This is a genomic window from Pleomorphovibrio marinus, assembly GCF_003347495.1.
Lineage (GTDB): Bacteria > Bacteroidota > Bacteroidia > Cytophagales > Cyclobacteriaceae > Pleomorphovibrio > Pleomorphovibrio marinus.
Genome location: NZ_QCXY01000002.1, coordinates 379,789 through 392,652, shown reverse-complemented (window position 1 = coordinate 392,652; position 12,864 = coordinate 379,789). Strand labels below are relative to the sequence as shown.

9 protein-coding genes are annotated in these 12,864 nt (G+C 42.4%); 4 read left to right on the top strand and 5 right to left on the bottom strand.

Annotated elements, in window-relative coordinates:
• Positions 1 to 4: 4 nt before the first annotated feature.
• A complete protein-coding gene (locus DB520_RS07630) occupies positions 5 to 4,336 on the top strand; it encodes a PAS domain S-box protein (protein ID WP_114749097.1) in 4,332 nt (1,443 codons plus the stop codon).
• Positions 4,337 to 4,394: 58 nt separating this feature from the next.
• Positions 4,395 to 4,832 (top strand): response regulator, encoded by a 438-nt coding sequence (locus DB520_RS07625; protein WP_114749096.1) that lies wholly within the window; start codon positions 4,395 to 4,397, stop codon positions 4,830 to 4,832.
• 3 nt (positions 4,833 to 4,835) lie between these two features.
• On the opposite strand, the gene DB520_RS07620 is transcribed toward DB520_RS07625, so the two are convergent.
• The 3 genes from DB520_RS07620 to DB520_RS07610 all read right to left on the bottom strand — a co-directional run bounded on the left by DB520_RS07620 (position 4,836) and on the right by DB520_RS07610 (position 7,912).
• Positions 4,836 to 5,324: a GNAT family N-acetyltransferase gene (locus DB520_RS07620; RefSeq protein WP_114749095.1), complete on the bottom strand. Its 489-nt coding sequence runs from the start codon at positions 5,322 to 5,324 to the stop codon at positions 4,836 to 4,838.
• Positions 5,325 to 5,437: 113 nt separating this feature from the next.
• Positions 5,438 to 6,388 carry a 3-keto-disaccharide hydrolase gene (locus DB520_RS07615; RefSeq protein WP_114749094.1) on the bottom strand — a complete coding sequence of 317 codons (951 nt, stop codon included), beginning with the start codon at positions 6,386 to 6,388 and terminating at the stop codon, positions 5,438 to 5,440.
• 75 nt (positions 6,389 to 6,463) lie between these two features.
• Positions 6,464 to 7,912 carry an alanine/glycine:cation symporter family protein gene (locus DB520_RS07610; protein ID WP_114749093.1) on the bottom strand — a complete coding sequence of 483 codons (1,449 nt, stop codon included), beginning with the start codon at positions 7,910 to 7,912 and terminating at the stop codon, positions 6,464 to 6,466.
• Between the two features lie 222 nt (positions 7,913 to 8,134).
• Here DB520_RS07610 and DB520_RS07605 point away from each other — a divergent pair, with 222 nt between their 5' ends.
• Both DB520_RS07605 and DB520_RS07600 read left to right on the top strand, forming a co-directional pair.
• Entirely contained in the window at positions 8,135 to 8,971 is an 837-nt protein-coding gene (locus DB520_RS07605; protein ID WP_114749092.1) for a CvfB family protein, read from the top strand.
• 74 nt (positions 8,972 to 9,045) lie between these two features.
• Positions 9,046 to 9,969, top strand: coding sequence for an ROK family protein (locus DB520_RS07600; protein ID WP_114749091.1), 924 nt, complete (start codon positions 9,046 to 9,048; stop codon positions 9,967 to 9,969).
• Here the strand turns inward: DB520_RS07600 and DB520_RS07595 are convergent.
• Together DB520_RS07595 and DB520_RS07590 are read right to left on the bottom strand one after the other, a co-directional pair.
• The gene (locus DB520_RS07595) at positions 9,959 to 10,348 is read right to left on the bottom strand and encodes a hypothetical protein (RefSeq protein WP_114749090.1); all 390 of its coding nucleotides are present in this window, start codon (positions 10,346 to 10,348) and stop codon (positions 9,959 to 9,961) included. The two genes, DB520_RS07600 and DB520_RS07595, sit on opposite strands and share 11 nt — an antisense overlap.
• 219 nt (positions 10,349 to 10,567) lie before the next feature.
• Positions 10,568 to 12,838, bottom strand: a complete 2,271-nt coding sequence (locus DB520_RS07590; protein WP_114749089.1) for a hypothetical protein — start codon at positions 12,836 to 12,838, stop codon at positions 10,568 to 10,570.
• Positions 12,839 to 12,864: the final 26 nt, after the last annotated feature.

The window sequence follows — 12,864 nt, the reverse complement described above, 5'->3', positions numbered from 1 at the left end:
TTAATTGAAAAAGATCAACACTATAGCAACCATATTTAGCAACCTCCCCTTTCCAGGTCTTTTATTGAAATATGATAAAGAAAATGGGACTTTGACTATACAGGAGGCCAACGATTCCTTCCTGAAATTTCTCCGGTATGATAAAATAGAGTTGCTCAGTAAGTCAATGGAAGAAATCACCCACCCTGAGGACTGGCAACTTGAGAAACCTTTACTACAACATTTTCTGCTCAGCGAGGAAAATCAGTACAAATTTGAAAAGCGTGTTGCAGATGCCCATGGGGACTATTTATGGATGAGGGTATCAAGCATCAAAGAGCCAGATCCCGATGATGGACAGGTTTTTATCAGACTTTTCTTTCAAAATATCGATGACGGAAAATTCCTCAATTTGCTGGAGAATCTGGAAAAATCTGTCTTGGAGCTGAGTGCTCAACAGGCTATTTCCATTCAGGAAATCCTCGAGAAATACCTGGATGGAATAGAAAGCCTACATCATGGAATGAAGTGCTCTATATTAAGACTTGAGGGGAACCTAATATTTAATTGGTCTTCAAAATCACTTCCAAAAACCTTTATGGAAGCGTTAGAAGGAATGGATGTTTTGGAAAATCCAGGTTTATTTGGAGCTGTCGTGAAACAGAAAACGGAACTTATCGTCCCTTGTATTGCCGATGACCCCAATTGGGGGGACTTAAGCGAAACAGCACTAGCCAATGAACTTCATGCATGTTGGGCAATCCCTATTTTAGATAAACAAAAGAAAGTTTTAGTCATTTTAACGGTGTTTTTCCACAGGGCCAAAAACCCCAACATGAAGGAGAAAAAAACATTGGCTAGAGCTTGCCACCTATTGAGCGTGATACTTGAAAACAGAAAGTATGTAGAACAACTTGCGGAAAGTAATCTCCGATTCGAATTCGTAAACAAAGCTTCACTAAATGTAATTTGGGATGCTGATTTAAGGGCAGAAACTGTCAGTTGGGGAGAAGGATACCACACGGTTTTTGGTTTCCCCATGCCCGAGAAACCGCTTGAAGGTAGCTCTTGGTCCAACCGAATACATCCTGAGGACTTCGAAAAGGTAACCAAAAAAATAAATGATGTAATCCAATCCGAAAAAGAAATCTGGACACAAGAATACCGCTTCAAAATCGCATCTGGAAAATACATTCCTGTATTAGACAGGGGAGCCATAATCAGAAATGAAAAGGGAGAGGCTGTACGAATGATCGGTGCCATGCAGGATATCTCCGAAAATAAGAGAGCAGAAGAAAGGTTGATCGCAGAAAAACAGTTGCTACGCACTATAATCGATAATATTCCGGATCTAATCTATGTCAAAGACACTAAATCCAATCACTTTATCAACAACAAGGCAAACCTGAATTTTTTGGACATTAAAGAGGAGACTCCCCAGACAAGTAGAGGCCTATTGGATTTCCTCGACAAAAAGAAAGCTCAGGAAATACAAAAAGACGATCATGATGTCATTATAAACGGAAAAGGCATTTTTAACAAGGAAGAGAAGATATTTGACAGGAAAGGCAATGAAAAGTGGTTGTTGACGACCAAGGTGCCCCTAATTGGCAAGAATAATGAAGTTTTTGGTTTGGTGGGGGTGAGCAGGGACATCACAGATAAGAAAAATGCAGAAATCATTAATGAATTCATAATCGAAATCACCCAATATTTGAACAGTGGCAATGGATTTAAAGATTCACTGCCTAAAATAAACAAAAAACTACTGGCCTTACTTGGCGCTAAACTAATTGAAATCTGGCTGGTTTCCCCTGACAAAAACAGCCTAGCATTAAGGTCATGTGCTTGCTCCAACAAAAAAACGGAGGAGTTTTACAAGGGTTTGCCAAAGTTGGAAAATCATGTACTGGGCCAGGGAATTCCAGGGACAGTTTGGAAAAAGAAATCCATCACACAATGGGAGGAAGTTAATGGGGACGTTTCATTGCTTAAAAGCCAAGCCCAAAAGGCCGGCATCGAATCCATGGAAGGGGTACCACTGCAATTTCAGCAAGAGTTTGTCGGGGTCCTTGTATTGGGCTGGGGACAAGATCAGCCAGATATTTCTCGGCAAAAATTCTTGTATCATGAATTGGGAAACAAGTTGGGTTCCCTTATTCAGAGAAAATTAATTGAAGAGGAACTGGAGGAAATCTTCAATACCGTGCCGGATATCATTTGTATGGTGGGTTTGGATGGATATTTCAAAAAGGTGAATCAAGCAGCCACTCAAGTGCTGGGATACCAAGAAGAGGAACTTTTGGCTAAACCCTATACGCATTTTATCCATCCTTCAGATATACTACACTCCAAAAAGCAGTTGGTAAAAAACTTGAATAGTGGGGACAGGCATTATTTAGAAAATCGGTTTATTACTAAAAACGGGAAAACCGTTTGGTTGGGATGGACGATTAAAATAGACCTCCGACAAAACCTGGTCTTTTCGGTAGGTAAGGATATCACCGACAAAAAAGAACTTGAACAATTACTGGAAAACACATCCAAACTTGCCTTAATTGGCAGCTGGGAGTTGGACTTTGCTACTGAGACGATTTATTGGTCCCAGACAACCAGGAAAATACACGAGTCTCCCCCCAACTTTCAGCCTACACTCGAAAACTCCCTTAAATTTTATAAGCCAGAAGACAGGGCCTTTGTAGCGGAGGCGGTAGAAAAGACAAAAAATCAAGGAATTTCCTTTGATTTTGAGTTGCCCATTATCACCGGAAAAGGAAAAGAAAAATGGGTGAGAGCTATTGGAGAAAGTGATTTCAACGATGGTAAATGCACCAGGTTATATGGGAGTTTCCAAGACATTGACGAAAAGAAGAGGGCGGAATTGGATTTGGTAGAAGCCTTACAGGAAAAAGTAAACATTTTAGAAAGTATAAGTGATGGATTTTTCGCATTGGACAGGGACTGTAAAGTGACCTATTGGAACAGTGCAGCTGAAAAAATTTTACAGAAATCAAGGGAAGAAATGCTTGGCAAAAGCCTCTGGGATCCCTATAGGGATGCAGTGGACACGGACTTCTTCAAGTTTTACCAAAAGGCATTGGACTCTAATGAGGCGCAACATTTTGAGGGCTATTATCCTACTCTCAACCAGTGGTTTGAAGTAAGTGCCTACCCCTCAGAAGGGGGGTTGTCCGTTTTCTTCAAAAATGTTAGCCAAAGAAAGGAGGCTGAGGAAAAATTAAGGCTTTCTAATGAAAGGTTCACCAAAGTTGCAGAGGCCACCAATGATGCCATATACGATTGGGACATTAAAAAAAACAAGCTTTTCTGGGGGGAAGGGTTCAAGAAGATGTTTGGGCTACCATCCGGAAATATCCCTTTTGAAAAAAACATATGGAAGCGTCACATCCATCCAGATGACCATAATGGCACCGTAGATGTCCTAGACCTCGCTCTTGGAAATCCCAACTGCCATAAACTCGAAAAAGAATACCGCTTCCAAAGAAAGGACGGGAGCTATACACATATCGTGGACAGGGGAATTATACTCAGGGACGAAAATGGAAAACCCTACAGAATGCTGGGTGCCATGCAGGATATTACTGAAAGGAAGGAATATGCCTATTCCTTAGAAAAGTTAAATAAGGAACTTGAAGAGAAGGCAAAAGCCTTGGCCCATTCCAACGCGGAGCTGGAACAATACGCCTTTGTTGCCTCCCATGACTTGCAAGAACCTCTTAGGATGGTCAATGGTTTTTTGGGACAGTTAGAAAAAAAATACGACCACCTTCTGGACGAAACGGGCAAAAAATACATAAAGTTTGCCATTGACGGGGGTAACAGGATGCGTAAAATTATTTTGGACCTTTTGGAGTTTTCAAGGGTGGGAAGGAATTTAGGGAAAATAGAAACGGTGGAAGTGGAGTCATTAATAAAGGACATCCTCCATCTTAACCAACATATTATAAGGGAAAGTGGGGCATCAGTGAGTATCGAAGAAATGCCTACCATTAAGGTGGAAAAGATTATTCTTCAGCAGGTATTCCAAAATCTTATCATCAATGCAATAAAGTACCAGTCACCAGGTAACCCTCCTAAAATTAGGATCAGTGCCAAAGAAAACCTAGATAGCTGGCATTTTTTGGTGAAGGACAACGGTATAGGAATTGACCCAAGCTTCCACGATAGAATATTCCAAATTTTCCAACGTCTTCATGCCAGAAACGAATATTCCGGCACTGGAATAGGCCTTGCCATTTGTAAGAAAATCATAGAGAAAAAAGGCGGGGAAATATGGGTGGATTCGGGACAAGGCCAAGGGAGTGTCTTCCATTTCACCATACCAAAGTATTCGTGAGCACCCTCTTGCTTAATTTAAGTAGTTTTGGTTTATTGCCAATTATAATTTATCCCACATGTCAGCAATCCAAATATTATTAGTAGAAGACAACGAAGGTGATGTGTTTATGATAAGGGAGGCCCTAGAAAACACCAGCGCCCGCCATCAATTGAGCGTGGCCAAAGACGGCTTGGAGGCTATTGAGACGTTAATGCATAGGTTGAAAACAGAAAGCTCGAATTTGCCAGACCTTATCCTATTGGACATCAATTTACCCAAGAGAAATGGACATGAAGTGCTGCAATTCATAAAACATTCAGAAGACTTAAGGCATCTTCCGGTAGTGATTCTTACCACTTCTAGTTCTCCGGAGGATATTTTCGCAGCCTATCATCATTATGCCAACGGCTACATTACCAAACCCTCAGGTGGAAAAGATCTAAGTGATGTTGCCGATCAGATCGAGGAATATTGGGTAGGTCTTTCTCAGTTTCCGCCAAAAATACAATCATAAATTTTATATGGCCTTTTCCATAATAATATCTTCCATCCAATACCCGCTGCCTATAGGCAAATCTTCCCTTCCTACCTCCATAAAACCTTGCTTTTCGTAAAACGAAATAGCGGATAAATTAAATTTATTGACATTTAAAGTCAGCTTGTCATTACTGCACTCCTTGGCCATTGCTGCAATATGACCAAACAGGGCCTTTCCTACTCCCCTACCCTGGGCCGTGGGCAAAATATAGATTTTATGGATTTTTGTAGAAGAACTGTCCTTGTAATTCATTTCAAAGGATGCAAATCCCTCAGAACCAGAAATGACAAATTCATGCCCTTTTTCTCTAATTTGCTGGCACAAAGAATTCTCGCTATACATTAAGTCTAGCATATAAGACAACTGTGGCCTTGAAAGTATGTCTCCAAAAGTCTCCGGCCATGTCTTGAAGGCTATCCTTTGAATGACTGGAATATCCGCAAATTCTGCTTTCCTTATCACTACCATTTTTCGCTGCTACGGATTAAAAAGCCGGAATTTAAAAATAAATCCTTTAAAAATAAAGTCCCCCCTCCAACTTCCTGAAAAAAGGGAGGGGGGATAGCTTTGATTTCTTTGGATTACCGGGCTGGAATAATGGTGATTTTCCTGAATTCCACTTCCCCATGATCACCTTGAAGCATGATGGGGCCGGGCTCTCCCTCATTGCTATCCAAAGCACCTCCGGTAATTCCGGGAATGATCTGATCACAAATAATGGACTTACCATTTGCTACGATGGTAACACGCCTGCCCACAAGAGTAATTTCAAAATTTTGCCATTCTCCTGCTGACTTTACCACCATTTCGTTGGGGGTCAAAAAACCATAAACACCCCCAAAATATACAGAAGAGGGAGGGGTACCGGGGTTATCTTCTATTTGAACTTCGTACCTACCTCTCAAATAAATGCCGCTATTACTTCCCTCAGGGTACCTGAACTCTGCCAACAATTTAAAGTCGGTATATTTTTCATCTGTGATAAGATTTGCCCCAGCCTTGGGGTTTATTAAAACCCCTTCCTTAACTATCCACTGGTTTTCGTCAGCATCGGGGTACCAACCCGTAAGGTCCTTGCCGTTAAAAATCTCCACTGCTTCGCCCCAGCTGGGTTCTTGGTCTCGTTCCAATAAGGGTGCTTCCACTCCTTCAAAGGAATAAACATTCCCCAAAGGATGATGAATTTTACCATTTATTTTCCGTCCCGAAAGCTGACCTTCAAGCTTTAAGTTTTTGTCCGTGTCTTCCCACTGAGCGGGAATCTCGAAGGAAAAGTTTCCCTTGTCAAACTGAATTTCGGAAATTGGTCTTGCACTTCCATTGTCCCCCACGAAATACCCCACCAAAGTACTGTAACCGGAGAGTTTCACCTCCAGCCAGGAAGGTGCGTTCTTTCCATCCATGTCTACATGGAGGTTCCATCTTCCAATTAGCTCTTCCTTGTCGGTTTGTCCATACAAAGAAGTGGTTGCAAAAATAAAGGAGGAAAAAACAAGCAATAATACAGGGACTCGTTTTTCGATATTTTCCATAATGTCGGCTTTGTTGTTGAATTATTTTTAAAAATAGCCTAATTTCCCTTAGGAGTAAAGAATAGTTCAAAGAAATTACAAGTGGCCTTTTCCATCTTCAATTTTATCCCAGTCTTCCGTGTGGGAAACATCCAATGTATCGCTATTAAAAGAGGGATCTATTCCTCTGGATTTCTGTTCTTTGTAATCTTTCAAGGCATCGAGGGCGGGTTTTCGAAGGAGTAAAATGGCGATTACATTCAGCCATGCCATGACCCCTACACCGATGTCCCCAAGCGTCCAGGCCAATTCGGCCGTGCGAATCGTACCATAGAAAGTCGCAATTATTATCAATATCCTCAATAATAAGATCGGCCAGCGTCTTTTTACGTCTTTTTGCAAGTAACTTAGGTTTGTTTCCGCAATATAGTAGTAGGCCATTATGGTGGTAAAAGCAAAGAAAACCAGGGAAATAGCCACAAATCCTGCACCCAACCTCGGAAAGTGAACCCCAATTGCATTTTGGGTAAACTCTGGTCCGTAAGAAATGCCGGGTAGGTTTTCTACCAGATATCCTCCTTCCGGGTTGACCACATTATACTGCTGAGTAAACAAGATCATAAAAGCCGTAGCCGTACAGATAAACAAGGTATCAACATACACAGAAAAGGCCTGAACCAGCCCTTGCTTTGCAGGGTGGCTAACCTCTGCGGCAGCTGCTGCATGTGGTGCCGTACCCTGGCCGGCTTCATTACTGTATATCCCCCTTTTAATTCCCCAAGACAAAGCCATTCCGAAAACACCGGCAAAGGTGGATTCTAAATTAAAAGCAGAGGCGAAGATTAGCCGGACCACCCCGGGTATTTCTGTAATATTGAGTGTGATGATTATGATGGCCATTAAAATGTAAGCCGCAGCCATAAAAGGCACTACAATCTCGGCCACTTTTCCAATCCGCTTTACGCCTCCAAAAATGACTAATGCCAGGAAGGAACATATCACCACCCCTGTAAGCCAAGTGGGTACCTCAAAGGCATTTTCCACACTCAGAGCAATGCTGTTACTCTGTACGCCTGGGAGGAAAAAAGCTGTACTCAAAATCGTGGCAAAAGCAAACAGCATGGCATACCACTTAATACCCAAACCCTTTTCTATATAAAATGCAGGCCCTCCACGGTATTGACCATCCTTAATTTCCTTAAAAATCTGACCCAAGGTAGCCTCCACAAAAGCAGATGCCGCTCCCAGGATGGCAATCACCCACATCCAAAATATCGCTCCCGGACCTCCCATGGCAATGGCAGTGGCAACACCTGCTATATTGCCGGTACCCACTCGTCCTGATATGGCTATGGCAAAAGCCTGAAAGGAGGTAACACCCTTATCGGAAGACTTCCCTCCAAAAAGGAGCCTAACCATTTCCCGAAAATAAGTGACCTGTAAAAATCCGGTTTTGACTGAAAAGAAAAGGCCTGCCCCTAAACACAACACAATCAAAGCATTACTCCATACCACCTCATTGATGGCAAAAATGATATCTTCCATTTCTTTCCCGTGCAATAAATTTATTTAATAAAGTTGCCGCAAGTAAGGATAAAATCTTTAAAACTCCTGAACCAACCCCCATTATTCACCATAATTGCAAAATTTTACTCGCTAAAGAAATTTTTTGGTTAAAATTTGGGGCAGACGTAACTTTGAAAATATAGGTATAAGTTCCCAAATCCGATTTTTTTGGTACATTTGGGGCTTTTAGGATCAAGCATTATGGAAGAAATAGGCAAAATTTCGTCATTACCAATTAATAGGTTTACTGTTCATGGTGCCTATCTGGCACTTTCGAATGGGGATGAAATCCTATTACCTAAAAGGTACCTGGCAGGTGAAGAAAAAGAGGGCCAGGAAATAGAGGTTTTCATCTATACTGATAGCGAGGACAGGCCAGTAGCAGTCACAGAAAAACCCCTGGCCTTATTGGATGAGTTTGGGGTAATGGAAGTAAAAGAGATAACTCCAATTGGTGCTTTTGTGGATTGGGGGCTGGGAAAGGATTTATTTGTGCCAAAATCCGAAATGACACCCGGTATGACCGTGGGCGATAAGTATTTGATAAAAGTTTGCCTGGACCACAAAACCGACCGGTTGATTGGAGTCGCCAAATATGCCGACTTTATCTATACCGATACTAGGGGGTACCAAGAAGGGCAAGAGGTTGAGGCGTTGGTTTTTGATGCAACTGACTTGGGCTACAAGGTATTATTGGAACAGCGTTTTGAAGGACTCCTTTATAAAAATGAGGTTTTTCGCCCCATAAGCATAGGGGATACTGTTCGGGTTTTTGTCAAGAAAGTAAGAGAGGATGGCAAATTAGATTTGCAGCTGAACCCCTTGGGTAAGCAGAAATACGACGAAGGTGCAGAGATAATCACGGCTAAACTTAAAGCCAAGGGATTCATCCCGCTTCATGACAAATCAGAGCCCGAGGAAATAAAAAAGGAATTTGGGATGAGTAAAAAGCATTTCAAAAAATCCATAGGGCAACTCTACAAAAAAAACCTGATAATCATTAGTGAAAAAGGAATTACTTGGCTGGGTTCAGATTAAAGTCAATGTATTTCTATTAAGAATTTAAAGTCTTTGCTATTTTAGCACATTCAAATTAAGCAAGTTTACCGGATATGGATACACATTCAAAATATTTTTTGGGGATAGATGTAGGGGGAACCCATGTAAAGATCGGTAGGGTAAAAACCGATGGGGAAATCGTGGATTTCCATAAGGAAATCACTGCGAACCTTCGATCTAGCGATGTGGGCTTCAATCTTTCTTTCCTTGATATTGTGGGTAAATACTTGAAAATGTATGGGGATATTGACCACGTAGGTATAGGCCTACCCGGACTTACCAGCAAAGACAGAAACACCACCTTGGAAATTCCGGCGATCAAAGAACTGAATGGTTTTGATTTAAGGACCCAGCTTGAGAAAAGATACGCTGGTATTACATTTCACCTGGAAAATGATGCCAATGCTGCAGCGGCTGGGGAATACTATTTCGGTAAAGAGAAAACCCCGGAAAGCTTTCTCTTCATCACCTTGGGCACGGGTATTGGAAGTGCTTTGATTTTAGAAGGAAAGGTATTCAAGGGTGCTAGAGGAAATGCGATGGAAATGGGGCATATGTTGTCCAGAAATAATATCAGGTTAGAGGTCCTTATTGGAAGAAATGGGATTCTTAAAATCCTGGCAAACAACATGGAAAAATACCCCGACCAAAAAGGCAGATTTGCCGAAGAGGAACTGGGCATGCATCTCCTTGTGGCTTGTGCCGGAGAAGGGAACAAGGTTGCAATGGAAACATTCAAAGAAGTGGGTGAGATCTTGGGAGAGGCACTCGTGTCCACCATCCGTGTACTAGATGTAACTCAAGTTTATTTTGGGGGAGGCATCTCAGCCGGACTGCCCTTTATTCAACCCAGTATGGAAAAGGTTATCCATAAGCACCTATCCTCTTACTATGTACAAGCACTCCACATACAAAGGGCAAGTTTAGAAAATAATGCTGGCTTACTTGGTGCCGCTGCACTCTGCTTTATGGATTAAGATAGGTGACCGTTACTTCACTTACCCTATTGATAGCATTCAATCGAAAAAGAACCTTAAGGGGTTCTTTTTCCGTTTTTCCCTCACAGTTGTCAGAAGGCTCCAAAAAATAAATGAAAAAGGTTTGACTTTGCCCCGCTAATTCCACCCTGTCTGGTCGGCCAAATGTCCTTATAAGTTGCTGGTTGTTTTTTTCTAGGAAGGTGTTTTTAATTTTCCTGATCTCCTGTTCATCCTCTAATCTCAACCCCTTACACCCATACCTGTCCTTCTTCCAATTTTCTAAATTGATCTCCCCAGCATCTAATTTGCCGGAGCATCCCAAAAGGGTAAAAACCGAAAGCGAAAAAAGAAAATTAATAAGGTGCGTATGGTTCATTCGTTTTTAGTTTATTTTTTTGCGATCAAAGCTTGTCACGTCCCGATAATTTTCGAGATTCTGGGAACTCGATTTGGAAGAATCTCGATTGGCACAAAATTATTTCACCATCTGAAGCTTGTGCCATGCTTGATTTCCTAATCCGAGTTTGAATAAAACCCTAAATTAGATGGTAAATACCCTCTCACCAAATGCATAAACATAAAGGGGATCGTTTTGTTAGGGAAAAGTATAAGGTTCGTAAGCTTTGATTGGTAAGCTCTCCTCACCGAATTCTACTACCACCTCCCTGTCAGTCTCAATAGCCTTAATTTTTCCATTCCCCATTTGAATAACAAACATGCACTCTTTGTCAAATCGCAAATCTATGATCCCATCTTGGTTGGTATCAAACCTATCTCCAAATCCTCCCGCCGCATTATTTCCTCTATAGATATCCCCTTCCATCGTTCCCAATATCGAGGTAAATCCATTTTGGGTCCATGAAAAAGAAGCCTTAACCTGACTTGCGGATGGGTCATTTGCATTTCGAGGGTACACCAACATGTCCAGCGTTTTTTCAGGTGAGGTCACTCTAACTGGTTTTAACCAGCCGTAAGTACTCTTTATCGACTTTGCGGAAGAATCTATATCCACCTCCCTATTAATGGGTATATAGCACTGCTGATCTTGTCCATCTCCGTAAGAGGTAGTCATTTGATCCTTGTCAATGTTAAGCTCCAGTGCCGTGCCATCATTTTCCAATAAGGGAACCGTTAGTCCAAATGAAAGGGACTGAGGGGATTTAAGTCTGGTAACTACCAAATCGGGGGTAATGATGAATTCCTGGGTGAAATATGGGCCACCCCTACCCGTGACATAGGAATAATGTAAACTAAATTTAACCAGGAAAGGGTGTACAAAATGAATTTCTGGGGTGGCTTCGTAGGTCTTCGGGACGTCTGCAATTCTTATCCATCGACCCCTTTCTTGCCATTCGGGGCCAAAGGTTATCCCACTTTGTGGAGTATAAGAGTCCAGAAGATCCCCATCCGCAGTGGAAACGGAAGTGGGCTCCCCAAATTTAAGGTCATGCTCCCCATCTGAAGGCCCCAATCTGGCATCCCAGTTCTGTTTACTAAACCTAATAACCCCAAGAGGAGTCCAACTCCTTCCATATTTGGGCATAGAAGCCCCTCTGAGGTTCGAAACCACCTGCATGCCACCCGCATTGGCAAAAAAGGAACCAAACCTTGAATCGGTACTAAATGCATACCCGCCAATTTCGGCAGGGGCAGGTGCCTGTTGAATTTTGGAATCTCCGATGTGCACAGCTTCGGATAAGTGCTGAATAATGGCCCCTGTGTAATTACCCCATTGACTGGCTGGCTGATAACCTGTACGCTCACTCGGGTCAAAATGGTTCTTGGTGATAAAAAATGAACCTTCCCACCCCTCGTCTTTTCTTTGCCATCTCAATATACTTTCAAATGCTAAATTTGCAGCCCTTTTATATTGTCCTGCAAGTTGACTATCAGCCTCCCTGTTGGTGATTTCGGCTAGTGCCTCAAAAGCAAGAAAATATAACACATCATTAAAGACATGGTTATCCGTTCTTCCATTTGCGGGAGCCTGACCGTCTGGCGCCTGGAGCAAAAGGCTGGTATAGGTGCCCTTTTTGATGGCTCTCTGCAACTCTTCTCTGGCTTCTCCGTCGTACCCTTCTAAAAACAAACCAATTAGGTTACCTCTACCAACAGCTTCCACAGCTAGGGATTGGGGATCACTGCTCCAATCTTGATAGAGGTGGTGCTTGTCGTTCATTATCCTAATCCTTTGGGTATGACTTCTCCATGCCCACTCAACAAACTCCTTGGCTTGGGACTTATCCACCAAGCCCAACTGTGCCCTAGTCCATTCCCCCTTCATTGCATAGGTACGCCAATTGTTGATTCTGCCATCAAAATTTTGCATCACTTCTGCTAAGGGAGTGCTCAACCGCTGCTCCCATTCCTCCAATATTTCCCTTTTCACAAAGGGCTCAAATAGGGCTAGGCTTTGCGCTAGTGGGCTGATGAAAAACTCCCCATGTTCATCAGGGATAGCAGCTGACCCAGCGGCGAAATTAGCAGTACAGTGCTCCATTGCCCGAATACCTGCCTCTTTAAGATGATTTCCTTTTCCCTCATTTAATAAAGTCCCCACGGCAAAGGCGAAGTAAGGTGTGGAATATTGATGCTCACGGTTGAGGTAGGGGTCGATTATGGCTCCCTCCTCATTTTGATGCTTAGCTACGATAGTACAGGTTTCTTCGATCACCTGTAGCAATCTTTCTTTGGTCAGCTCAGAAGGCTCCCAAGGATTTGGAGTCAAGTGAAAGCGGACAGTATCCACTTCACCTAAAGACGTTTGTGCGTACACCCTGTTACTAAGAAAAAGGGTGACAACCATAGGGACAAGCAGGAGAATAAAATCCCCTATTAGCGTAGACTTGAAGTGCCTTCCATTCATTCCATAAATCTAACGAAAACAATTTT

Excerpts from the sequence above, each read along its gene's own strand:
- DB520_RS07610 (WP_114749093.1), bottom strand. The coding sequence starts at position 7,912 with ATGGAAGATATCATTTTTGCCATCAATGAGGTGGTATGGAGTAATGCT.
- DB520_RS07600 (WP_114749091.1), top strand. The coding sequence starts at position 9,046 with ATGGATACACATTCAAAATATTTTTTGGGGATAGATGTAGGGGGAACC.
- DB520_RS07615 (WP_114749094.1), bottom strand. The coding sequence starts at position 6,388 with ATGGAAAATATCGAAAAACGAGTCCCTGTATTATTGCTTGTTTTTTCC.
- DB520_RS07590 (WP_114749089.1), bottom strand. The coding sequence starts at position 12,838 with ATGAATGGAAGGCACTTCAAGTCTACGCTAATAGGGGATTTTATTCTC.
- DB520_RS07605 (WP_114749092.1), top strand. The coding sequence starts at position 8,135 with ATGGAAGAAATAGGCAAAATTTCGTCATTACCAATTAATAGGTTTACT.
- DB520_RS07625 (WP_114749096.1), top strand. The coding sequence starts at position 4,395 with ATGTCAGCAATCCAAATATTATTAGTAGAAGACAACGAAGGTGATGTG.
- DB520_RS07595 (WP_114749090.1), bottom strand. The coding sequence starts at position 10,348 with ATGAACCATACGCACCTTATTAATTTTCTTTTTTCGCTTTCGGTTTTT.
- DB520_RS07620 (WP_114749095.1), bottom strand. The coding sequence starts at position 5,324 with ATGGTAGTGATAAGGAAAGCAGAATTTGCGGATATTCCAGTCATTCAA.